This window comes from Streptomyces tirandamycinicus, assembly GCF_003097515.1.
Taxonomy (GTDB): domain Bacteria; phylum Actinomycetota; class Actinomycetes; order Streptomycetales; family Streptomycetaceae; genus Streptomyces; species Streptomyces tirandamycinicus.
In genome coordinates, this window is record NZ_CP029188.1 from 2934074 (window position 1) to 2957285 (window position 23212).

The 23212-nt window shown below is 69.2% G+C and carries 23 protein-coding genes and 1 pseudogene; 17 read left to right on the top strand and 7 right to left on the bottom strand.

Annotated elements, in window-relative coordinates:
- Positions 1–258 precede the first annotated feature (258 nt).
- The 5 genes from DDW44_RS12910 (at position 259) to DDW44_RS12930 (ending at position 7077) form a co-directional block, all read left to right on the top strand.
- Positions 259–663, top strand: a complete 405-nt coding sequence (locus DDW44_RS12910) for an SseB family protein (RefSeq protein ID WP_240800610.1) — start codon at positions 259–261, stop codon at positions 661–663.
- A complete protein-coding gene (locus DDW44_RS12915; RefSeq protein ID WP_108906513.1) occupies positions 660–1307 on the top strand; it encodes a hypothetical protein in 648 nt (215 codons plus the stop codon). Before DDW44_RS12910 ends, DDW44_RS12915 begins: the two co-directional genes overlap by 4 nt.
- On the top strand, positions 1307–6046 hold the full coding sequence (locus DDW44_RS12920) for a putative T7SS-secreted protein (RefSeq protein WP_108906514.1): 4740 nt from the start codon (positions 1307–1309) through the stop codon (positions 6044–6046). Before DDW44_RS12915 ends, DDW44_RS12920 begins: the two co-directional genes overlap by 1 nt.
- Positions 6047–6052: 6 nt before the next feature.
- Positions 6053–6493, top strand: coding sequence for a hypothetical protein (locus tag DDW44_RS12925; protein WP_244224020.1), 441 nt, complete (start codon positions 6053–6055; stop codon positions 6491–6493).
- A 137-nt stretch (positions 6494–6630) separates the two neighbouring features.
- A complete protein-coding gene (locus DDW44_RS12930) occupies positions 6631–7077 on the top strand; it encodes a hypothetical protein (protein ID WP_146207012.1) in 447 nt (148 codons plus the stop codon).
- An 81-nt stretch (positions 7078–7158) separates the two neighbouring features.
- On the opposite strand, the gene DDW44_RS12935 is transcribed toward DDW44_RS12930, so the two are convergent.
- The 3 genes from DDW44_RS12935 to DDW44_RS12945 all read right to left on the bottom strand — a co-directional run bounded on the left by DDW44_RS12935 (position 7159) and on the right by DDW44_RS12945 (position 8813).
- Positions 7159–7638: a hypothetical protein gene (locus tag DDW44_RS12935; protein WP_108906516.1), complete on the bottom strand. Its 480-nt coding sequence runs from the start codon at positions 7636–7638 to the stop codon at positions 7159–7161.
- Positions 7639–7938: 300 nt separating this feature from the next.
- Positions 7939–8172: a hypothetical protein gene (locus DDW44_RS31655; protein WP_146207013.1), complete on the bottom strand. Its 234-nt coding sequence runs from the start codon at positions 8170–8172 to the stop codon at positions 7939–7941.
- Between the two features lie 140 nt (positions 8173–8312).
- Positions 8313–8813: an ATP-binding protein gene (locus DDW44_RS12945; RefSeq protein ID WP_108906518.1), complete on the bottom strand. Its 501-nt coding sequence runs from the start codon at positions 8811–8813 to the stop codon at positions 8313–8315.
- A 135-nt stretch (positions 8814–8948) separates the two neighbouring features.
- Between DDW44_RS12945 and DDW44_RS12950 the strand changes: the two genes are divergently transcribed.
- The 4 genes from DDW44_RS12950 to DDW44_RS12965 all read left to right on the top strand — a co-directional run bounded on the left by DDW44_RS12950 (position 8949) and on the right by DDW44_RS12965 (position 11348).
- Positions 8949–9818: a helix-turn-helix domain-containing protein gene (locus DDW44_RS12950; RefSeq protein ID WP_108906519.1), complete on the top strand. Its 870-nt coding sequence runs from the start codon at positions 8949–8951 to the stop codon at positions 9816–9818.
- Complete coding sequence (locus DDW44_RS12955; protein WP_108906520.1) at positions 9815–9997, top strand: DUF397 domain-containing protein; 183 nt, start codon at positions 9815–9817, stop codon at positions 9995–9997. The genes DDW44_RS12950 and DDW44_RS12955 overlap by 4 nt, the downstream gene beginning before the upstream one ends.
- 313 nt (positions 9998–10310) lie before the next feature.
- A complete protein-coding gene (locus tag DDW44_RS12960; RefSeq protein WP_108906521.1) occupies positions 10311–10775 on the top strand; it encodes a hypothetical protein in 465 nt (154 codons plus the stop codon).
- Positions 10776–10991: 216 nt separating this feature from the next.
- Positions 10992–11348, top strand: coding sequence for a hypothetical protein (locus DDW44_RS12965; protein ID WP_108906522.1), 357 nt, complete (start codon positions 10992–10994; stop codon positions 11346–11348).
- 200 nt (positions 11349–11548) lie between these two features.
- Here DDW44_RS12965 and DDW44_RS12975 read toward each other — a convergent pair whose 3' ends face one another.
- Positions 11549–12163 (bottom strand): histidine phosphatase family protein, encoded by a 615-nt coding sequence (locus tag DDW44_RS12975; protein ID WP_244224021.1) that lies wholly within the window; start codon positions 12161–12163, stop codon positions 11549–11551.
- Positions 12164–12244: 81 nt separating this feature from the next.
- Between DDW44_RS12975 and DDW44_RS12980 the strand changes: the two genes are divergently transcribed.
- The 5 genes and pseudogenes from DDW44_RS12980 to DDW44_RS13000 all read left to right on the top strand — a co-directional run bounded on the left by DDW44_RS12980 (position 12245) and on the right by DDW44_RS13000 (position 15519).
- Complete coding sequence (locus DDW44_RS12980; RefSeq protein WP_244224022.1) at positions 12245–12862, top strand: pentapeptide repeat-containing protein; 618 nt, start codon at positions 12245–12247, stop codon at positions 12860–12862.
- 100 nt (positions 12863–12962) lie between these two features.
- Positions 12963–13373, top strand: a complete 411-nt coding sequence (locus DDW44_RS12985) for a contact-dependent growth inhibition system immunity protein (RefSeq protein ID WP_108906523.1) — start codon at positions 12963–12965, stop codon at positions 13371–13373.
- 189 nt (positions 13374–13562) lie between these two features.
- Positions 13563–14387 carry an MBL fold metallo-hydrolase gene (locus tag DDW44_RS12990; RefSeq protein ID WP_108906524.1) on the top strand — a complete coding sequence of 275 codons (825 nt, stop codon included), beginning with the start codon at positions 13563–13565 and terminating at the stop codon, positions 14385–14387.
- Positions 14388–14594: 207 nt separating this feature from the next.
- Positions 14595–14684: pseudogene (locus tag DDW44_RS12995) on the top strand (IS5/IS1182 family transposase); the annotation flags it as partial.
- Between the two features lie 229 nt (positions 14685–14913).
- Positions 14914–15519 carry a hypothetical protein gene (locus tag DDW44_RS13000; protein ID WP_108906525.1) on the top strand — a complete coding sequence of 202 codons (606 nt, stop codon included), beginning with the start codon at positions 14914–14916 and terminating at the stop codon, positions 15517–15519.
- 125 nt (positions 15520–15644) lie between these two features.
- Here the strand turns inward: DDW44_RS13000 and DDW44_RS13005 are convergent, their stop codons facing one another.
- Complete coding sequence (locus tag DDW44_RS13005; RefSeq protein ID WP_108906526.1) at positions 15645–16475, bottom strand: TIGR03619 family F420-dependent LLM class oxidoreductase; 831 nt, start codon at positions 16473–16475, stop codon at positions 15645–15647.
- 443 nt (positions 16476–16918) lie between these two features.
- Between DDW44_RS13005 and DDW44_RS13010 the strand changes: the two genes are divergently transcribed.
- Complete coding sequence (locus DDW44_RS13010; protein ID WP_108906527.1) at positions 16919–18439, top strand: CehA/McbA family metallohydrolase; 1521 nt, start codon at positions 16919–16921, stop codon at positions 18437–18439.
- Between the two features lie 204 nt (positions 18440–18643).
- Here DDW44_RS13010 and DDW44_RS13015 read toward each other — a convergent pair whose 3' ends face one another.
- A complete protein-coding gene (locus DDW44_RS13015; RefSeq protein WP_108906528.1) occupies positions 18644–19510 on the bottom strand; it encodes an SDR family NAD(P)-dependent oxidoreductase in 867 nt (288 codons plus the stop codon).
- Positions 19511–19618: 108 nt separating this feature from the next.
- Between DDW44_RS13015 and DDW44_RS13020 the strand changes: the two genes are divergently transcribed.
- Together DDW44_RS13020 and DDW44_RS13025 are read left to right on the top strand one after the other, a co-directional pair.
- Positions 19619–20080: a MarR family winged helix-turn-helix transcriptional regulator gene (locus tag DDW44_RS13020; RefSeq protein WP_017945613.1), complete on the top strand. Its 462-nt coding sequence runs from the start codon at positions 19619–19621 to the stop codon at positions 20078–20080.
- Positions 20081–20312: 232 nt separating this feature from the next.
- Positions 20313–21350 (top strand): alpha/beta fold hydrolase, encoded by a 1038-nt coding sequence (locus tag DDW44_RS13025; protein WP_108906529.1) that lies wholly within the window; start codon positions 20313–20315, stop codon positions 21348–21350.
- A gap of 116 nt (positions 21351–21466) precedes the next feature.
- Here the strand turns inward: DDW44_RS13025 and DDW44_RS13030 are convergent, their stop codons facing one another.
- Positions 21467–23026 (bottom strand): APC family permease, encoded by a 1560-nt coding sequence (locus DDW44_RS13030; RefSeq protein WP_108906530.1) that lies wholly within the window; start codon positions 23024–23026, stop codon positions 21467–21469.
- Positions 23027–23212 lie beyond the last annotated feature (186 nt).

Below are 23212 nucleotides of genomic sequence, written 5' to 3' on the forward strand. Positions count from 1 at the left end.
TCCGAACCGCCGACCCGCGCACCCGCCGACCCCGACGCGCCCGAATCACGCCGAACGACCCAACCGCCCAAAGTGCCCAAAGTGCTCGAAGTGATCGAAGTGCTCGATGCGCCGGAAACGCAGGTGCCGTCGCGGACACCCCGAACACCGCACACACCCCCAATAGCGCGAATACCTGGAGCACCCGGAGTACCGGAGCGACCAGAGCCATCGGAGACACCAGAGCCATCGGAGCCCCCGGATTCGCGCACGGCGGGCATACCGGCAGCGGCGGGCGCGCCCGCGGACGGTGGACCGGAATCGGCCCGCCGGGAGTTTGCGCGGTTGCTCGGGGAATTCCGGCGTACCGCCGTGCTGGTGCCGTTCGACGAGCACGACAGCCTGTGGACCGCCGACCGGAACGGCGTCCGCTGGATCTGCGCGTTCTCCCACGAGCAGGCCCTGGCCCGCTTCGCCGCCGCGCGGGGCGAGACCCGCCGGGAGTGGAGGTACCGGAGGGTCCTCGGCGCCCGTCTGCTGGACGTGATGGTGCCCGCGCTGCCCGGACCGGGCGGAGTGGCCCTGGACGCGGGCAGCGCCGACGGCATGTTGTTCCCGCCGGTCAGGGGCATCGTGCCCGACACGGCGGCAGTGGATCTCGGGGAGACGAGGGGGACGGAATGAGCGCGGAGAGTCCTGATCTCAAGGCGCCGCCCGCGGCGCTCGCCGCCATCGCGCAGGGCATCGACCTCGCCCATGCCGAGCTCAAGGACCTCGGCATGATCGGCGAGGCGACCACGGGGCGCGGCTTCTCGGACCTCTCCCTGTCGGGGCTGGAACTCGGCCACGGCGGTCTCGCCGACGCGTTCGGCACCTTCTGCGACCGGTGGGAGTGGGGCGTCCGGGCGCTGACGCTGAAGGGCAACGGGTTCGCACAGGCCGTGGGCCTGTCGGCGGGTTCGTTCGCCGAACAGGAGCAGTACGTCAAGGACTCGATCAAGATCGGCGTCAACTCGCTGAACGGCAACCCGCACCTCGGCGAGGACGAGGTCAAGGGCATGAGCTGGAACGAGATCAGCACCCAGTCCGCCACCGACGACCCCGACTGGAGCGCGGAGTCGTTCTCCGAGGCCCACCGGGAGGTCGGGCAGACCTGGCGGAACACGGGCTACGACGTGGCGGACGCGCAGATGGACGCGTTCGAGCGGCAGGGACTCATCGACCCGGAGGCGCGTGAGGCGGCGGACGCCCGCCTGCGCGAGACGCTGGACCCGTCGCAGGAGACGATCACGCAGGCCGAGGAGCCGCGTTGGGGGGAGCGCGGCTGATGGCGGACCTGGGCGATCTGGGCAAGGCCCTCGACCGGGGCATCGACCTCGTCGACAACGGCATCGACAAGGCCAAGGAGAAGGTCGGCGAGGGAATCGACTGGACGACCGACCGGATCGGCGACGGCCTGGAGAAGGTCGGTGCGGACGGCTGGGCGGACAGCGTCGAGGACTGGGGCGACGAGACCGCCTCGTCGCTCGGCGCCGAGGTGGGCGAGCAGCAGCTCGGGCAGACCGAGCAGGCCGAGGAGCTCATCCACGGCAACCCGGAGGCGATCGCGTCGACGGTGAAGAACCTCCGCGACTTCCAGCGGGCGTTCGATCTCGTCGGCGACGGGATGAAGAGGCTCGACTCCGCCCACTGGAAGGGCGAGGCGGCGGACACCTTCCGCGCGAAGTTCCAGACGCTGCCGACCGACTGGCTGCACGCCGCCGACGCCTTCGAGGCCGCCGCCAAGGCCCTGGAGACCTACGCGAAGGCGGTCACCGGCGCCCAGGGCAGGGCGCGGGAGGCCATCGCCCTGCACAAGGAGGGCGAAGCGGAGTCCAGGGCGGCGGTCGACGCGTACAACAAGAGGGTCGACGCCTACAACGCCGCCCGGAACAGCGACAGCCCGCCGCCGAGGCCCGGCCCGTTCACCGACCCGGGCAGGGCCAAGCGGGAGCGGGCGCGGGAGGTCCTGAACGAGGCCCGCCGGCACCGGAACGAGGCCGCGGACACCGCGAAGACGGCGGTCACGGCGGCCATGGCCCATGCCCCGAAGGAGCCCACGGGCCTCGGGAAGGCCAGGCTGGAGCTGACGGACTACGTCCTCGGCCAGAGCGTGGAGGTGACCCACCTGGCCGGAGGTGCCGTCAAGGGGACGGCGGGCCTGATCAACTTCGTCCGTTCGGTCAACCCGATCGACGCGTACAACCTGACCCACCCGGCCGAGTACTACAAGGGTCTCAACATGACCCTGGCCGGGCTCGTCTCCACCGCCGCCAACCCCGACCGCGCGCTGAAGAACGCCTGGGACGCGGCGAAGGGCGATCCGTCCGAGTTCATCGGGCGGCTCATCCCGGAGATCGTCGGCACCAAGGGCGCCGGTCTGGTCCGGGGCGGGCTCAGGGCCGGGGCGAAGGCCGCCCCCGACACCCCGTCCAAGGCCCGCGACGGGCAGCGCGGGGATCCCGACGGCAAGGGCAAGCAGTGCGGCGAGACCCGGTGCGACGGCGACCCGGTCGACGTCGCGAACGGCCGGGTGCTGCTGCCGCAGACGGACATCGCCCTCCCGGGCTCGCTGCCGCTGATGTTCCGGCGCACCTTCGACTCGTCGTACCGGGCGGGCCGCTGGTTCGGGCCGACCTGGTCCAGCACCGTCGACCAGCGACTGGAGATCGACTCCGAGGGCGTGGTCCTCGCCTGCGACGAAGGCAGTCTGCTCGCCTATCCGCATCCCGCCCCGGGCGTCCCGGTGCTGCCCACGCACGGCAGGCGCTGGCCGCTGGACCGTACCGGCGACGGCTACACGGTCACCGACCCCGGCACCGGCCGGGTGTGGCACTTCACCCACCACACCGACGAACTGGCGCTACTGGCCCGGATCGACGACCGCAACGGCCGCTGGATCGCCTTCGACCACGACGAGTCCGGCGCCCCGACGTCGATCGTCCACCACGGCGGCTACCACCTGAAGATCACCACCACGGACGGCAGGGTGACCGCCCTGCACCTCGCGGGCGCCGCCCCGGACGGCTCGGACCAGGAGATCCTGCGGTACGGCTACACGGACGGGCATCTGACGGAGGTCGTCAACTCCACCGGCCGGCCGGTGCGGTTCGGCTACGACGGCCTCGGCCGCATGACGTCGTGGACCGACACCAACGGTGGCCACTACGACTACGTCTACGACGACCTCGACCGGTGCGTGTACCAGTCCGGCACCAACGGCCATGTCGAGTCCCGCTTCACCTGGGACGGCACCGACCCGGACAGCGGCCTGCGCACCACCTCGATGACCGACGGCCTCGGCCACACCAAGCGCTACCTGATCAACGAGCGGCAGCAGGTCGTCGCCGAGATCGACGCGAACGGCGGTGTCACCCGCTTCGCGTACGACCCGTTCAACCGGCTGCTGGCCACCACCGACCCGCTCGGCCACACCACCGCCACCACGTACGACGAGGGCGGGCGCCCGGTGACCGTGCGGCGGCCCGACGGCCGGGTGCTGTCGGCCGAGTACGACGGCCTGGGCCTTCCGGTGCGGGTACGCGGCGCAGACGGAACGGTGGTGCGCCGTACGTACGACGAGCGCGGCAACCACACCTCCGCGACCGACGCCTCGGGTGCCACCACGCGCATCACCTACGACCGGGCCGGCCACCCGACGTCGGTCACCGACACACTCGGACACACCACGCGCGTGCGCTGCGACCGGGCGGGGCTGCCGCTGGAGATCACCGACCCGCTGGGCGCCACGACACGCTGCGAACGGGACGCCTTCGGCCGGCCGGTCACCGTCACCGACCCACTCGGCGCGGTCACCCGCCTGGAGTGGACGGTCGAGGGGAAGCTCGCGCGGCGCGTCGAGGCGGACGGCGGCGTGCGGTCCTGGACGTACGACGGCGAGGGCAACTGCACCAGCCACACCGACGCCATGGGCGGCGTCACCACCTACGAGTACACGGACTTCGACCTGCTGGCGGCCCGGACCGGGCCGGACGGGGTGCGGTACGAGTTCACCCACGACTGCAATCTGCGACTCACCCGGGTGACCAACCCTCAGGGGCTGACCTGGGACTACGCGTACGACCCGACCGGCCTGCCGATATCGGAGACGGACTTCGACGGCCGCACCCTCACCTACGCGTACGACGCGGCCGGCCGCCTGGTGTCCCGGGAGAACGGCCTCGGCCAGCGTGTGCGGCTCGAACACAACGCGCTCGGCCAGGTCGTACGCAAGGACGCCGACGGCTCCGTCACCACCTACGAGTACGACGTCTTCGACGAACTCGCGGTGGCGGCGAACCCGGACGCGACACTGAAGCGGCTGCGCGACCGGTACGGCCGCCTCCGGACGGAGTCGGTCAACGGCCGCGAGACGACGTTCTCCCACGACGCGGCGGGCAGGCGGACCGGAAGGACGACGCCCACCGGGGCGGTCAGCACCTGGTCCTACGACGCGGCCGGCCGCCGCACCGAGCTGACCACCTCCGGACGGACCATCGGCTTCGACCGCGACCCCGCAGGCCGGGAACTCGCCCGCCACATCGGCGGGACGGTCACGCTCCACCACGCCTTCGACCTACTGGGCCGGCTCACGGAGCAGCACGTCACGGCCGCGGGCGGCAGCCTCCAGCGGCGCGGCTACACCTACCGCGTGGACGGCTACCTCGTCGGCGTCGACGACCGGCTCTCCGGTACGCGGACGTTCGACCTGGACGCCGAAGGCCGCGTCACCGCCGTCCACGCCGCGAACTGGACCGAGCGGTACGCCTACGACGCGGCGGGCAACCAGACCGACGCGTCCTGGCCCGCCACCCACCCGGGCCACGAGGCCACCGGCCCCCGCGCCTACACGGGCACCCGCATCACCCGCGCCGGCGGCGTCCGCTACGAGCACGACGCCCAGGGCCGCATCGTGCTCCGCCGCAAGACCCGCCTGTCACGCAAGCCGGACACCTGGCACTACACATGGGACGCCGAGGACCGGCTCACCTCGGTCACCACACCCGACGGCACGGTGTGGCGCTACCGCTACGACGCGCTGGGGCGCCGCATCGCCAAGCAGCGCCTCGCCGGCGACGGCGAGACCGTGCTCGAACAGGTCACCTTCACCTGGGACGGCGCGACCCTCTGCGAACAGACCACCGAGTCCGCGGACCTGCCCCACCCGGTCTCCCTGACCTGGGACCACGACGGCCTCCACCCGCTCACCCAGACCGAACGCATCCTCCCGGCGGGCACATCGCAGGACCCAGGCACCTCCCGACTCCCCCAGGAGGCGGTCGACGAGCGCTTCTTCGCCATCGTCACGGACCTGGTGGGCACCCCGAGCGAACTCGTCGACGAGTCGGGCGAGATCGCCTGGCGCACACGGAGCACGCTGTGGGGGACGACGGCGTGGACGACGTCGAGCACGGCATACACACCGCTGCGCTTCCCGGGGCAGTACTTCGACCCGGAGACGGGGCTGCACTACAACTTCCACCGGCACTACGACCCGGAGACGGCGCGGTACCTGTCGGCGGACCCTTTGGGGCTCAATGCGGCACCCAACCCCGCTAGCTACATTCACAACCCCTTCACCTGGGCCGACCCTTTGGGGCTCACGCCGTGCCCACCGAAGGGGGAGCATTCCAACCCCTTCGAAAGTCGTGGGGATGCCGAACGAGCCGCTTTCGAATCCGCCGGCGTGCCATACGGAACCGTTCCTGATGAACAATGGGTCGTCACGGGCGACATACGGATGAGAAATATGCCGGGGCACGTTTACGCCAAAGACGAAACCCACTGGGGCCACTTCCGTCAATTTGAAACAGAAAAAGGCTCTCGCGTAGTAGTCGAGCACACGCACGATCCGGCTGGGCCGCATTTCCATGCTGGCGGACCAAAGGGCAAGACCACCGAAGAACAAACGCGCAACTTTGTGAATTTCGGCTGGGACAATACAGCCGAAGGGTACGGTAAAATGGAGCGCTACCGGGCGATCGACAAGCCCGGAGGTGATCACCACTTCTTCTTCGAAGGGGGATAATCCGCTGTGAAAATTCAAGAGAAGGCTCTACTGGACAAGATCCGGGGAAGCCGCCTCAAGCCCATTGGACTCGTCAAGGACAGCATTGGCGTGACGGTTGATGAAGCTTGGCGCAAGATCGCGAATTTCGCGGTTGAACCATCTGTGACGTTGCCATTGAGGGGCGAACGGACCGCCGAGCATGTAAATACGCACTGGCGGCAATTGGCGCGCGATGCAGGGATCTTTTCCGACAATGAAACCTTCCTCATCACGGTCGTGACAACTGGCAGCGGCGATCTTGGCTGGGTGGAGGTCCAGCTGACCCCCGAGACGGACGTTTCTCGACTCAGGGACGATCAAGACAGAATCGAATTCATTGCACGCTCCCATAGCGGTCATCACGTTTGCGGCGTAACCGCGGAGGAGTATGACTATTGGATTGTCTCGCTTCCGATGGATGAATGACGCCGACGTCCCCTATCCGCATTTCCACGCCGGACAACCCAAGGGGCGGCAACAATGCGGATACAACAGGAGAACGATACCAGCAGGTCGGCGAACAAGCGTCACATCTACCATAAAGGCCGATAGGATTCCGCAGCGTGAACGAGGAATTGAGGAAAAGACTACTCCTCGCGGAGGAACTGAAACGAAAAGAAGAAATTGAGCAAGAGCTCCCCATGGACATTTTCCGAGGGTTCGTGAATGACTTCCCAACTCCCGACTGGGTCGACAGGTCACTCTCGAGGTTCAGGCGAATGGGATCTCAACCGGATTTCTCGATCACGACCGAGAGCCTGATGGAACTGGGGGACTGGATTGAGTCAATAGAAAGAGGCAGCAGCCTGGGCGAGGAATCGCTCTGCAAGACCGGATTGCAGCACTTTCCATGGCTGAAGTATTCCTACAGAAGGCCGACTTGGGCGGAGTCCTTGCTTCGTACAATCGGTCGAGATCTCGTTCTTCTGTCCGCAGATCGGAAGACGATGCTCGTCGTCTTCGAGGAGGAGTACGAGTACATCGCATTCACTGCCTCGGACCTCACGTAGTCCACGCACGCGGCTCAGCATCCTTGATGATGCCCACGACCGCCTTGTCATCACGCCCTCTATTTTTCCCACCTGAATTGATTACCACACACCATCCTTCCCGATCCTCGAGGGGCGGGAAGCACCTTCCACTTTGGCTTGCGCCCTACCGTGCGCCGGAAGCGGAGACGACAGCCTTTCCTGTACGTCCTTGACGAACGCCTCACCGCCGTGTGGTGGTAGGGCACGACGCCACCACCGTGGCTCGTCGGGCCTAATCACCGGTCCTCTTGCGATCAGTTCTCGGAACACGTCATCGCTGCGTCGAACCGCAGACAGGAAGTCCTCGAACTCGTCTGCGTGCCAAGTGGCCTCATCGTTCAGAGCTAGATCCAGCAGGTCCCGGACAGAGATATCGTGCAGGTACTCGCTGTAGTCCATCTCGTAGCCCTCTAGGCAGTCCTCGACTAAGCTGCGCCACCCCTCACACGATCTCCACGGGTCGTCCGACCACAGCCAGCCTGCCGCAGTGGCTACCCGAGTGAAGGCTGCGCTCAGCGTCTGCTCGCCAGGCTCGGTCATGTGAACTGCTCCCGAAAGTACTGCATTAGATCCATATGCGGGCTGAAGAAGGTCGAGATAGTTCCTGAACCGTTCATGTAACCCAAAGTACCCCGCCCCCTGATCGATCCGGAAAACTCTACCGAGATCGAAGGAAGCATGACAGAGCCCTGCGGCCCAGCTCCCGCCATGAACGAACGAGCCGATTCACGGCAGCACTCGAAACCACCTCGACCGATGGATTCCGGCATGTTGGGCTTCTCTTTTGTGGACCTGTGATTTTGCCCCGTTTGATCCTCTTGACCCCATCACGCGCTCCCCTCATGCGGACATGAGGCTGTTGAAGTCGGGGCGAGCAGCGACTACTGCGCCCGATCCCTTGCAAGACGGACTGTCGGCCGCCTTTGAGCCGCCCTTGATGGCCTTCTTGATGAGGCTCTCCAGAAGGCCCAATGCACCCACGAACAAAGCGACTGGCTCGAGATCAGCCCGGGTGCATGCCTGCACTTTCTCGCGCAGGGCCCGCAGGTCGAGGTGATCCTGCAGCATCGACACCTTGCTCCCCTCCGTTCGAAGGTGGTCCTCCAACTCGGCAAGGTTCCACCCCGCGCCCCCATCCCCGACAGGGTGGATGTCAGCGCCTCGAAGGCGCGCATCGAACCGGGCGGAAGAGTACCTGTCCGCTTTCGACTGCATCAGCGTGACAGTTGCGCACCACCACACCGTCCGCCCAGACGTTCGCCCCGGACACCGGGGGACGCGTCACCCGCGTCCAGAGCCGAGCTCAGCTCGGCCCAGACCGTCTTACCGACGGAGCGGTCCGCCGAGCCCCAGGCCGTGGCGAGCGCGGAAACGACAAGAAGTCCGCGGCCCGCCTCGGCGTCGACCGACGGGGGTTTCGCGGCGGCGGTCGGGTGTCGTTCGGCGCACGCATCCGAGACCTCGATGCGGAGGGTGGTCGCCGTGAGCAGCAGGCGCAGCTCGAAGTCGCGGCCGGGGACACGCCCGTGGGTGACCGCGTTCGCCGCGAGTTCGGCGACGATCAGACTGGCGGCGTCGGAGAGTTCGCTGCCGTAAGGGATGCCCCAGCCGTCGAGGCGGTGCACGGCCAGGCGCCGGGCGAGGCGGGCGCCTCGGCGGGTGGCGCTGAGGCGTTGGATGAACTCGGCCGTGGAAGCGGCGGTTTCGGCTTTCATGTCACTGAGAGTGTCCGGTCATGAGTACCCTGACCAGGAGTGACGACGCGACGCAGCGTAGCCGTGCGGGTACGGCCGGGACGCTGTACGGGTCGTCGACCGTGACCAGTGCGGCAGGCGAGGGCGGTACGGGGTATGGCGGATACCGGAGGCGAGGAGCGGCCCGAACGGCCGGTCGAGGAGGACGGGACGGCGCTGCTCTTCCACTCACTCGGCAAGCAGATCAAGGTGCTGCGGGAGGCAGCCGGGCTCAGCCAGCGGGAGCTGGGGGCGGCGACGCACTGCGGCGAGGCCCTGGTCTCCTCCATGGAGCGCGGAGTTCGGACGCCACAGCCGGCGTTCCTGCTGCTCGCGGACGAGGTGCTGGAGGCGCGGGGTGTGCTGAGGGCGGCGATCCCGGATGTGGAGAGGGCGCTGGCGAAGGCTCGGACGCGGCATCCGGACTGGTTCCGGGACTACGCGAAGGCCGAGGCGGAGGCCCTGGCGGTGCACGACTACAGCAATCAGGCGGTTCCCGGCCTTCTCCAGACCGAGGAGTACGCGCGGGCCGTCTTCACCCAACGGCGGCCCCTGCTCGACGAGCAAACCATCGAGAAGCGTGTGGCCGACCGACTGGCCCGCCAGCAGATCTTCGAGCGCTGGCCCGCCCCGACGTTCAGCTTCGTGGTGGAGGAGTCCGTGCTCCAGCGACCCATCGGTGGGGTGGGCGTGCACGCGCACCAGTTGCGGCAGTTGCTCCACATCGGCCGGCTGCGGACGGTCGAACTCCAGGTGATGACCACTGATCGCGAGGAACATCCCAGCGTGGGCGGCGCGTTCATCCTGCTGACGCCCAAGGGACAGCGCCAGGTGGCATACACGGAGATCTACGGGCACTCCCGCCTGATCACCGACCATGAGGAGGTCCGCGTCTTCGCCGAACGCTATGGAGTCATCCGAGCCCAGGCTTTGACACCCCGCGACTCACTGTCCCTGATCGAGAAGAAGCTGGGAGAACTTCGATGAGCACCGAGCAACTGCGCTGGTTCAAGAGCAGCCACAGTGACGGCGAAGGCGGCGCATGCGTCGAGGTCGCCGCCTGTGCCGCCACCATCCACGTCCGCGACTCCAAGAACACGGACGGCCCCATGCTCACGTTCGCCCTCACCTCCTGGGCCTCGTTCGTGTCGTTCACCCAGGACTGACCCTGATGATCGCTGTGGCTCCGCCGGTCGTCTGCCCCCGGGACTGACCGCCGCTTCGGCTGTCCCTGCTGCGCCCAGGCCGTCCGGGCGGGGCCACGGCGAGCGTCGCCGGTCAGGAAGGGTTCGGGGGCCGCGGCTGCCCTGGCCCTGGAACCCCTTCAATCCCGTGCGGTGCTCCTCCTGGTCGAGATCGTGTGGAAGAGCAACCCGAAGAACGACCTCGTGACCAAGCGGAGGACTATCCGCAGATGGGCGTTCCGCTCCGAAGCAAAATTCGCGAGCCGAGAGGTTGAACGCCGTGCAGCATCGGTGAATGGTCAACGCTGAAGACCTCATCGGCAGACGCCTGCTGAAGGTGACGACGTCCTGGCACCACTACCAGGAGACGGAGCCCTCCCTCCTGCATATGTGGCTGCACATGGACGGCCTCGGCCCCGTCCGGTTCCACACACGGGACGACGGGCTGTCCCTGGAGATCGACGAACCTCACGGCCCCTACGACATCAGCGAATGCGGCCACACCACGGTCGAGGACGACCTGCCCGACTTCCCCATGACCCGTTTCATCGGCCTGCGGATCCTCTCCGTGCGGGAGATCCGCTATCGGAGCGGCCGCCACGACTACGCCGTCGGCAACACCTTTCAGTTCCCCAACGGCACCATCCGCGTCCTCGACTTCGCGGACGATATCGTCCTGGCTCATGACCGGGATCTGGGTCCGGTCGAGGAGCATCTGCACGAGACGACGGCGCTCACGAGCCAGAACTCCCCGCCGTGAGTCGGAGCGAACTCATGAGTGATTCCCGGGCACGAGATCCGGACTCCGCCGCGGGCGAGGTTCCGAAGGTCCGTCCACCGCCGGCCGGTCGACATTGCCGGTTCGACCAGGCCGAGCCTGCAGCCCCGTGCCGGTGGTCGCGTGCGAAGCCGGCTGCCGGACGCCTGCATACTGGCGCGTCAAGGGACGGGAAGGAGACCTGAGAGGAGTCATCCCATGACAGAATGTGCACCGCAGGACGCAGGCCTTCGCCAGTTGCGCGCTTCCCTCGAGCGTCTCTCCTGGCCCGCAGAACGCCAATTGAGCCACCTGCAGTCCCTCCAGGTCGACGTGGACGAGCTCGCGCTGGAATTCGATGACGCATTCCGGCTCGTTTGCGGGAAGGTAACGAAAGGAAGACTTCCAAGGCTCGCAGTCGAAGCGACTCAGCCGATCGACGACATCCTCGACAGGATGGCTAATGCGGGTGCAGAGATCTGGAGATCGGATGCATTGGAAGATTCGCCAGAGTGGGCGGAGTTGCGCGCTCAGTCGTCGCAGGCGCTGGAGGCTCTTGAGCCTCTGGTGGGTTGATTCCCCCTATGGTCGACTCGCCGTGTCGCAGGATTCGTTGAACGCCTGGCACGCCTGTCGTCATGCGATGCGAGCGGCGAATGCCGCTGCCGTCCACCCCGTTGCCGCCGCGTTCCGCCCCGACGGGCATCGTCATCCCGGCCATTTCGGTCAACACCCCCTTCACGGTGCCGACGCTCGGCCGGTCTCGTCTCCGCGCGTCAGACACGGAGCTCCGGCGGGAAGCCGGTCCAGCGGAGCTCGGCGGGGAGGTGGCCGGTGTCGTTGAAGAGGAGAACCGCCGGGGGGCGGCCGGGTGCGTAGCGAATGACGGTCAGGGCCGCGTTGGCGTGGTTGATGCCCAGCCACCGCCACTTCGGCGCTTCGAGGGCGGCCCGGACGAGCCAGTCGATCAGGAAGTTGTGGGTGACGACAAGCTCGTGACGCGGTTCGTCTCCATCGACGGGTCCGGTGAACTCCGCGAGTGCCGCCGCCGCGAGCCCGGGGCCCTGCTCGCGTTCCTCGGCCGTGAGCTGCTCCAGGAACCCGGTCCAGACGTCGGCCGACTCCGGCGGCAGTTCCTCGCGCGCCGGCAGGTAGGGGATGTAGTCATCGGCCGCGTCGGAGGTACGGCGGGGCACCCCCTCGAGCGCGGCCCCGGTGGCCTTGACGATGGGATGGCGGTCGCTGAGGGCGATCCGGGGGTGGAAGCAGTCGGCCACCACCTCGACCACGCCAGGGCCGAGGCCGGCGCCGCGCGAGGTCAGGAAGGACGCGAGGCCGTCCGGGCAGGGCCACAGCGCGCGGCCGGTTCGACAGTGCCGACCACCCATCATGAGAGGCGACCAGATCGGCTCGCGATTCCTCCGTCGAATCGGCCATCGAGCCTGACACCACGCGAACGGTGAAAGAGGACGATGATGAGCAACGCCCAGCCCCAACACGAAGACCACCTCAGGGAGAGGTGGAACTCACCCAGGGGTGCCGAGCTGGCTCACACCGTTCGTGCGGCACTCGAGAGCGGTGACGACTGGCGCCGCGTTGCCAGGGACGCGTCGCCGTGGAACGACGAACACGACCTGGGAGGCATCCATCTCGTAGGGGCAGACCTCCGAGGCGCCGACCTTCGACGCGCGTACCTCGCCTACGCAGACCTGCGCGACTCGACGCTGAACGAGGCCAACCTCTCTGAAGCCATGCTCACAAGCACCGATCTCGCCGGGGCGTCTCTGCGAAACGCCGATCTACGGGGGGTCAAGGCCGGGCTGGGGATTTTCACGCACTGCGATCTTTCCCATGCCGCACTCGACGGCGCCCTGCTCGCTCGCGCCCGACTCTGGGGTGCCAGACTGCAGGGCACGTCACTCCGTCGGGCACATCTCGTGGGCGCCGATCTCCGCCACGCCGACCTCACCGGCGCCGATCTCGCCGGGGCGACCTTGGTATCCGCCCGCACGGACAACGCCGATCTCACGGGCGCGATTCTGTCGAATGTGCGGAGCGGAGGTCTCCCACAGCCGGACGACAACCGCTGAGCCGTAGGGTCGGACCACGGCTCACGCTCGGCACGCTGTGGGGCCGGGCGCCCATTCCAGACGCGCAAGGCGCCAACGGAACTTCAGCGGAAGGGGACTCGTGAACAGCTCTTTCGACAGGCAACGTTCACTCGAGGAACTCGAGGGTCGGCGATGGCCAGAGCCATCACCCGACGCCACGGATCTCGTCAAGTCCGTTCACGCTCTTCGGGCTCGCCCGATTGGGCTTCTCGGCGTCGAGGAACTGCGTCGGCTGATCGGGCAGGACGTCGGGCTGCCCTTTCTGCTGCCGCTCGCTCTGGAGATCCTCCGCGACACCGCCCCCGCACAGGCAGACGGCGGATTCTACGACGACGACCTGCTGTCCGCAGTATTGACCGTCGATCCAGCCACCTGGGTCCATGCGCCGCATCTCGCACAGGAACTCAAGGGTGTTCTGGCGGCACTCAGCGACATGTCGCCGTACATTGAATCCGATATTCGATCTTTCATGCGGGCGGCTTCCGGATGATCATGCAATTCAGTGAGCCTCTTCCAACCTGAAGTGCCATCTCCGGGTCCTCAGCTGACGCGGGCTGGCCCCTGAAGAAGCCTCCGTGGACGGTCTTGCCGCAGAGTCGCCATCACGCGCCCCCGTGCGGTTGTGTTGATGTGCGCCGGACCCTCCGGCAGGGTGCGGACATCAAACGGGGAGGGACCCATGCTGAAGCAGGTCGCCGGGGGTGTGCTGATCCACCAGAGTGAGTTGCTCGAGAACAACACCGTTGTCGTGCAGGGCAGGGACGGCGTGCTACTCGTAGACGCCGGGATTACCGGTGCCGAAATGACCTGCCTGGCGAACGACCTTCGAGAGCTGGGCCGGCCCGTGGTGGCGGGGTTCTCGACGCATCCTGATTGGGATCACGTGCTCTGGCACGCCGAACTCGGCGAAGCGCCTCGTTACGGCACAGCCCGCTGCGCGGACTTCATGCAGGATGTGTTGTCGAACGCGGACTGGAGGGCCGGCGTCGCTGAGGGGCTGCCGCCGGAAATCGCCGAGGACACACCGCTCGATCTGTACGGCCTGATCACTGGTCTGCCTGCTGAAACCGCGCAGCTTCTTTGGGACGGCCCCAAGGTGCGGATCATCGAGCATCCGGCGCATGCCCCGGGCCATGCGGCCCTGTTGATCGAAGAACGCCGAGTTCTCATCGCCGGTGACATGCTCTCCGACGTCTTCGTTCCCATGCTCGACGACACCGTTGACCCGATTGAGGACTACCTGGTCGGGCTGGGGCTGCTCGAGGGCGTAGCGGACAACGTCGATGTCCTCATCCCCGGACATGGGTCCCTCGCCAGAGATGAGGAGGTACGCGCGAGGATCAAACTGGATCGAGCGTACGTGGAGGACCTACGTGACGCCCGGGTGTCCAGCGACCCACGGGTCGTATCTCCCAAACCCGGCTGGGAGTGGGCAAGCAACATTCACGAAGGGCAGGCCCGAAACCTCGCCCGACGAAGCAAGCGCGACGGGACGCCTGGCTAGCAAGCTGCTTCCGCCACAAGACTCCCCTGCCAGTGAGCCACTTCAGAGCTGGCAGCGCTGAAGGCGTTGGACTGTCCTGCGCAACGACGAAGCTCCTGGTAGACGGGTTCTCGACCAAGATCACCCGTGTCTGGCAGTAGCTTTGCGTGCTTGTCTATCCGTCCTCTATCGACTTGTCCACCCGCACCTTGCGGTTATTGGCCGGAATGGCGACTCCTGCGGAAACTCCGATGCAGCACCAACCGCATCACAAACGTCGTGAAGGCAGTAGTCGTCCTTCACCACGCATCAGCGTGAGGTTGGAAAACGCTCAGTCACCCAGGAGGAAACGCCGCTGGACTCATCACTCGAGCACCGAACGAGACACCCCTCGGCATCGATGGGATGCTCGGCACTTCGACGAAGAACTGGACACTCGCCCCCTCGCGCGTTCTCACACGGATCGATCCAGGTACGGCTACTCATGCGGCGCGCCCTACCGGCGCCTACGGTCACCAGCATGTTCCAGAGCCGACCGGGGAGAGCCGTGACCCCCGAAAAGTCCGTCCCGTACGCCGTCACGGGGATCGCGGTAGTGGCTCTGCTGGTCGTCGCCGTGGTGGCGGGGAACTTCGCATGGAATGTCGCATGGAACGGCGCACCGTATCCCCCGGCCGACCCCGACGCGGTCGCGCAACGGCTCACGGCTCGCGCCGACGAGGTGTACGACGGCTTCGCCCTGCAGGAGAAGCACGCCGCGGACCCTGGCAGAGTCGTCACCGGCGCCTGCTACTACCGCGGGCTGAGGGGCATCGCCCACATCGACGAGGCACGGAGCGACGTCCGGAGCTTCGGTCTCGATTGGAGCGTGCCCGACGTCCCCGAAGCCACCGCCCGCGAGGCGCAGCAGCGCGTACGCCGGCAACTGGTCCAGCAGGGGTGGAAGCTCACCCACGAAGGCGACCGTACCGGCGCGACCTACCGCCAACTGGGCTTTCGATTCGAAGACCCGGCCGACGGCTACCAGGTCGACGTGCGGTGGAACGACTCGACGACGACGCTGTTCGTCAGCGTTTACGCCCCCTGTGCGCAGGTTCCCGCCGAGTTCGTGGAGCACGGACGGCCCGAGGCCGACTGGCGCCCGACAGCATGATCCGCCGGGCCGGGGAGCGACCCCGCCCGCTTCCGAGGATGGGCGCCGCGCGGCCGCATCCGAGGGGCCGAGCGGCTCAGTTCCCTGGCCTGATCAGTCCGCCGGCGCCGGGTGGGGCGCCCGGGTCACAGGTACTTCCCGTACTCGTCCAGCACCCGCAGCACCTCCCCCTCCCCCGCCGGCGGGAGTTGGAGGACGACCTCCTCGCAGCCCAGTTCGGCGTAGCGGGCGAGCTTGCCCTCCGAGGGGAGGACCGCGTACGGGACGATTCGGAGGGCGCCCGGGTCGCGGCCCGCCCGCCGCCAGGTGGCGCGCAGGGCGGGGACGGACTCGGTGAGGCCGCGGCCGCCGATCGGCAGCCAGCCGTCGGCGTAGTCGGCGATGTGGGAGAAGAGCCCCGGGCCGGCCGTGCCGCCGACGAGGGTGCGGGGCGCGGGGCCGCTCGCCGGCTTCGGGTGGGCGTGGGAGGCGCGGACCGAGCCGAAGTCGCCGTGGTACGGGGTCGGTTCGGCGGCCCACAGCGCGCGCATCAGGTGCATGCGGTCGCGGACGAGGTCGCGCCGGGTCGACCACTCCACGCCGTGGTCCGCCGCCTCCTCCCGGTTCCAGCCGAAGCCGACGCCGAGGGTGAACCGGCCGCCGCTGAGGTGGTCGAGGGTGGCGATCTGCTTGGCGAGGGCGATGGGGTCGTGCTGGGCGACCAGCGTGATGCCGGTGCCGAGACCGAGGGTGGCGGTGACCGCCGCGGCCTGCGCGAGGGCGACGAACGGGTCGAGGGTGCGGCCGTACTCCGGCGGCAGGTCGCCGCCCGCCGGGTACGGGGTGGTCCGCTCGGCCGGGATATGGGTGTGCTCGGGCAGGTACAGCCCCGCGAAGCCGCGTTCCTCCAGTTCCCGCGCAAGCCGTACCGGGGTGATCGTCTCGTCCGTCAGGAAGATCGTGGTCGAGATCCGCACAGCGGCTCCTCCGCCTCGTCGGCCGTGGGTGCTTGGCGGGGACAAGCTACGCGCTGCGGCGCGGGTTTCCGAGAGGGCGGGCGGACGGTGCGGGCGGCGGTCGGGCGGCGGAAGCTCCGTACGGCACCGGGGAGCGGCGTACGGCACCGAGGGGGAACGGCCTCCGGCCGACGGGAGCGGGACCGCCGAGGGCCACGGGCCATGGGGCACGGGCCATGGGCCGGTCATCCGCCGATCGCCGCCCCTTGCCGCGGCGTTCACGGCGGGGTACGAGATTGGAGGGCTCACGCACCGGCACCACCCGTAGCACCGCGCCACCACTCCGCACCACCACTCCGCGCCACCACTGCGTACCACCACTGCGTACCACCACTGCGTACCACCGCACCGCACCACCACTGCGTACCACACCTGCCCCTCTCACCACCCCGGGAGCCGACGGCATGGGCAACGAGGACGACGCGGACCTCAGCAGGCGCGGGCTGTTCGTGACGGGAGCCGCCACCGCACTTACGTTGGGCGGCGTGAGTTTCGCCGAGACAGCGGACGCAGCGGACGGGCACACCACCGAGGTCGTGCGCGGCACCCTGCCGCCCGGCTCCCCCGACTTCGTGTACCTGCCGGTCGAGGTGCCGCGCGGGGTGGCCGAGATCCGGGTGTCGTACACCTACGACAGGCCGCAGGTCCCGGCCGGAACGCAGGGGAACGCCCTCGACATCGGGATCTTCGACGAGCGGGGCACCGCGCTCGGCGGCGAGGGCTTCCGCGGCTGGTCGGGCGGGGCGCGCGGCGAGTTCTTCATCCGGGGCGACGAGGCGACGCCCGGCTACCTCCCCGGGCCGGTCCGGGCGGGCACCTGGCACATCGCGCTCGGCCCGTACACGATCGCGCCGCAGGGCCTCGCGTACACCGTGACCGTCACGCTCGGGTACGGCAGGCCCGCGCCGACGCCGAAGCCGGTGTACCCGCCGGAGCGGGCGAAGGGCCGGGGCCGCGCCTGGTACCGGGGCGACTGCCATTTGCACTCCTGGTACTCGGACGGGCGCCGCACCCCCGGCGAGATCGCGGCGCTGGCCCGCGCGGCCGGGCTGGACTTCGTCAACAGCAGCGAGCACAACACGCACGCGGCGCACGGGGCGTGGGCGGACGCCGCCGGGGACGACCTGCTGGTGCTCCTCGGCGAGGAGGTCACCACCCGCAACGGCCATGTGGTGGCGGTCGGTACCGACCCGGGGACGTTCGTCGACTGGCGCTACCGGGCCCGGGACAACCGTTTCGGCCACTACGCCCGGGCGATCCGCCGCGCCGGCGGCCTCGTGGTGCCCGCCCATCCGCACGCCACCTGCATCGGCTGCGGCTGGAAGTTCGGCTTCGGCGAGGCGGACGCGGTGGAGGTGTGGAACGGGCCGTACACCCCGGACGACGACGTGTCCCTGGCGGACTGGGACGGCACCCTGGTCGCCTCCGTCCGCTCGGGCGGCCGCTGGACCCCCGCGATGGGCAGCAGCGACGCGCACCGGGACCCGGACGCGGTGGGCGCCCCGCAGACCGTGGTCCTCGCCGACGACCTGACGCGCGAGGCGGTCCTGGACGGCCTGCGGGCGGGCCGCTCGTACGTCGCCGAATCGTCCGCCGTGTCGCTGTCGTTCGCCGCGTACGGGGGCCGGGGCCGGCGGGCCGGCATCGGCGAGCGGCTCCGGGTCGGCGCGGACACCCCGGTGACGGTCCGTCTGGAGGTCACCGGCGCCCCGGGGCGAACCGCCCGGATCGTCACCGACCAGGGGGTGCTGCACACGGCGACGCTCCCGGCGGAGGGCACGGGCACGGTGGAGTGGCGTACGACGGCGGCGTACGCGGCGTACGTGCGCGCGGAGGTGCGGCACCCGGCCGTCGTGCCGGTACCGGGCTTCCCGGGGCCGCTGGCTGCGTTCACGAACCCGGTGTTCCTGGGGCACCCGGGGTGACGACCGTGCTCCCCGGCCGGAGCCGGGACGGTCCCACCCGCCCCGAACGCCGGACCCGTCGGCGACCGGGTCTCACCCCGTCCCGTACGCCCGGCTCCGGATTCCCGGCTCCGGACCCCCGGCTCCGCACCCCCGGCTCCGGACTCCCGTCCCCCGTACGCCGGGCTCCGGACCGGGTGCCGACCGCCCGCCCCGGACGCGGACTCAGGCCACCCAGGCGCCCGTGGTCGCCAGCACCGCGGAGCCGTCGAGGTCGTTCAGCTTCATGCCGGTGAAGTCGCGCGCCCAGTCGGAGGTCTGGAGGCGGAACGGGGGGCGGTCCGCGGTCAGCGCCTCCAGTACGGCCGCGGCCGCCTCGTCCTGGGTCTGGGCGCCGTTGAGGAACTGCGCGACCGTGCGGGTGACATAGGCGTCGAGGGCCGGGGCGTACGGGCCCGCCGCCGCGATCTCCGCCGTCAGGTCGAGGCCGACGTTGTTGACGAACTCGGTCGCCACGGCGCCCGGTTCCACGACGGACACGCTCACGCCGACGGACGCGGCGACCGGCGCCAGGCTCTCCATGTAGCCCTCGACGGCGAACTTCGCGGCGCAGTAGGCCTCGTTGAAGGGCTGGCCGACGACCCCGCCGACGCTGGTGACGGTGATCAGGCGGCCGCCGGCCGCCCGCAGGTGGGGGAGGGCGGCCTTGGAGACGTTGAGGACGCCGAAGAAGTTGACCTCCATGACCTGGCGGACGTCGGCGACGGTCTCGTTCTCCAGGGTTCCGAGGTGACCGGCACCCGCGTTGTTGATCACGGCGTCGAGCCGTCCGTGGTCGGCGATCACCCCGTCGACCGCGGCGGCGACGGACGCCTCGTCGACGACGTCGAGCTGCCGGATGTCGAGTTCGACCCCGGCCTCGGCGGCGGCCTTGCGGAGCGCGTCGGCGCGGCGCGGGTCGCGGAGGGTCGCGACGGTGCGCCAGCCGGCCCGGGCGGCGGCGACCGCTGCGGCAAGGCCGATGCCGGAGGAGGTGCCGGTGATCAGGACGACCTTGGGGGTGGTGGAGGTGGAGGCGGTGGTGGAGGACATGGGGGTTCCTTGGGGTCGGGAAGGGGGAGGCACACGGAACATGCTTTTGTGTGTGCACACACCTTAAGCATTGCGTGCACACACACGCAAGCCGGTATGATCGGAGGCATGGCGACCAGGAAGCTCACCCCGGCGGAGATGTCCGAGGCGGACCACGCCTTCTACGGCCTGGTCTGGGCCGGGACCGTGCTCATCGAGCGCGTCGACCGCGCGCTGACCAAGGCCCACGACCTGCCCGTCTCCTGGTTCGAGGTGATGCTCTGGCTCGCCGGCCGCGACGAGCCCGTCGCCGCCTCCGTGCTCGGCAACAGCACCATGCTGAGCCGCAGCCAGGTCTCCCGCGTCCTGGACGCGCTGCAGGCCCGCGGACTGGTCTCGCGCACGCCGTCGGCCAGGGACGCCCGGTCCGTCGAGGTCGCGCTCACCCCGGAGGGGCGCGCGGTGTTCGAGGAGGCGGACGCCACACGGCGCGCCTGCCTGGCCCCGGTCTTCACCGACGTCCTGGACCGGGAGGACATGGAGGCCCTGGGCGCGGTCTGGCGCAAGCTCAAGGCGCACAAGGACTCCTGATCGGGACGCGCTGGACATCGGGCACCGGAAGCAGGACGCCCGACGCGGGCGCGCGGCACGGCGGCCCGGCACCTCCCGGGGGTTCACCCGGCCGTCCGGCGGCACATGCGAGGAGCGCGGGCGAGCGGTATGCCTGAGTGTGACCGACGGCTTTGCGCGTGTTACCGATGATCTTGCGCAGGGGCCGCCGTCCGGCACCTCGCCGGAGCCCGGGGACACACCAGGAGGCAGGATGTCGCAGTCCGTCAGCTCGTCCGCCGGCTCAACCGCCGGCTCTTCCGCCGCGTCCGGGCAGCCGCAGCGGCACCGCATGGTGGACACGCCGGGCGGGCGCATCCATCTGGTGGAGCAGGGCACCGGGCCGCTGGTCCTGATGGTCCACGGGTTCCCCGAGTCCTGGTACTCCTGGCGGCACCAGCTCCCGGTGATCGCCGCGGCCGGCTACCACGCGGTCGCGATCGACGTCCGCGGCTACGGACGGTCGTCCAAGCCCACCGCGCAGGAGGCGTACGGGATGCTCGGCCACGTCGCCGACAACGTCGCGGTGGTGAAGGCCCTCGGCGCCGAGTCGGCGGTGGTCGTGGGGCACGACTGGGGCTCCCCCATCGCCGCGAACACCGCCCTGCTGCGCCCGGATCTCTTCACCGCCGTGGCGCTGCTCAGCGTGCCCTACTCGCCCCGGGGCGCGGCCCGCCCCACCGACTCCTTCGCGGGCGGCGGCGGTGGGGACGAGTTCTACATCCACTACTTCCAGCAGCCCGGCCGGGCGGAGGCCGAGATCGAGCCGGACGTCAGGTCCTGGCTGGCGGGGTTCTACGCCGGGGCCTCGGGCGACGCGAAGCCGTCCGCCGACGGCCCACGCTTCTTCGTCCCGCCGGGAGGGAGGCTCTGCGACCGGTTCCCGCGCGGCCCGCTGCCCCCCTGGCTGAGCGAGGAGGACCTGGACTTCTACGCGGGCGAGTTCGAGCGCGGCGGGCTGACCGGCCCGCTCAACCGCTACCGCAACATCGACCGCGACTGGGCCGATCTCGCGGCCTGGGACGGGGCGTCGATCACCCAGCCGTCGCTGTTCATCGGCGGGGAGCACGACGGGCCCACCGTGTGGATGGCGGACGCCATCAAGGCCTACCCGACCACGCTTCCCCGCCTGGTGTCCTGCCACATCCTGGACGGCTGCGGCCACTGGGTCCAGCAGGAGCGGCCGGACGAGGTCGGCAGCCTGCTGGTCGACTGGCTGCGGGCGCTTCCGGGCGGGCCCGGGCGGCCGTGACTCCGGGCCCCGCTCCCCCGGAGCCCGGGCCCCGCTCCCCCATGACTGCGGGCCCCGCCCCCGTGACTGCGGGCCCCGCTCCCCCGGGGCCCGGCCCCTCGCGGGTGCCGCGGTCGTCAGTCCTGGACCACCAGTGACGGGGTGTCCTTCGTCAGGACCTCGCCGCGGAAGAACGCCGGGCTGCGCCGCCGCATCACCGTCATGATCACTCCACCGAGGAGCAGCAGGCCGACGCCGATCACGAAGACCGACCCGACGCCGAGGACCGAGGAGCCGGAACCGTACGCCGGGTCCCACATGTCGAAGAGCGTCTTGCCGAACACCGCCGAGAGCAGCACGCCGCCGAGGACCGGGAAGAGGCCCTTGAAGGCGAAGTCGCGGCCCGAGCGGAAGAGCTCGGCGCGGAAGTACCAGGCGCAGGCGAAGGCGGTCAGCGCGTAGTAGAAGCAGATCATCAGGCCGAGCGCGTAGATCGTGTCGATCAGGACGTGCTCGCTGACGAGCGTCATCACGGTGTAGAACGCGCCGGTCGCGATGCCCGCGACGACCGTGGCGCGGCCGGGGACCTTGAAGCGCGGGTGGACCTTGGAGAAGGACCCGGGCAGGGCCTCGTACGAGGACATGGCGAGCACGGTGCGGGCGACCGGGATGAACGTGGTCTGGAGGCTCGCCGCGGCCGAGGCGAGCACGGCGATGAAGAGGGCCACACCGAGGACCGGGCCCATGACGGGGCCGGCGAGCGCGGCGAAGACGTTGTCGGAGGTGTCCGGGTTGGCGAGGCCGAGGCCCTTGTCGCCCGAACCGACGGCCATCTGGGCGGCGATGCCGGTGGCGAGGTACGAGCCGACGAGGACGACCATCGCGATGAGGGCGCCGCGGCCGGGGGTCCGGTCGGAGCCGGTGGTCTCCTCGTTGGTGGACAGGCAGGCGTCCCAGCCCCAGTACATGAAGATCGACAGGGACAGGCCGGCGGTGAAGGCCGCGAAGGACTGGACCGCGAAGGGGTTCATCCAGGACCAGGAGAAGTCGACGCCGGTGTCGAAGGCGCCCGCCCCGGCCTTCTGCAGGGCCATCGTGACGAACACGGCCAGGACCACGAGCTGGAGGCCGACCAGGGCGTACTGCACGCGCTTGGTGGCGGTCATGCCGCGGTAGCTGATCGCGGTGGCGACGGCGATCAGCAGGAGACAGGTGAGGATGTGGACGGCCTTGTTGCCGTCGAGGGCCGCGATCGCGTCGCTGCCGGTGACCTCACCCGCGAGCAGCCAGAAGTACGAGGTCGCGACGCCGGCGAGGTTGGAGAGCACGATGATCGTCGCGATCACCAGGCCCCAGCCGCACATCCAGCCCACGCGCGGGCCGAAGGCCTTGACCGTCCAGGTGAAGGAGGTGCCGGAGTCCGGCATCACCCGGTTCAGCTCGCGGTAGGCGAAGGCGACGAGCAGCATCGGCAGGAAGCCCGCCAGGAACACGGCGGGCATCTGCAGGCCGACCTCGCCGGCCGTGGAGCCGAGGGTCGAGGTCAGGCAGTACACGGGGGCGACCGTCGAAATGCCGATGACGGCACTGCCGAGGAGGCCGACGGAGTTCTTCTCCAGCCCCTTGGCCCGGACGCCCCCTTCGGAGCGTCCCCGTACCGTGTCCCCGACCTGGGGCCGCGTCTCCAGCTGAGTCATGAGGAGGACGTTAAGTGCTGCGGTTCCCGTATCCGGAGGTTGCGGGTTCGCATACGCGACCTTGGATAGTCATGCACTGGGACGCAGGACGCCACCGATTGAAAGGTCAGATCGGCAAACACCGCATGAATCCGCAGGCACCACATACCGGGTTCCGGATTGCGAAAACCGCAGCTGTGCCCGTTT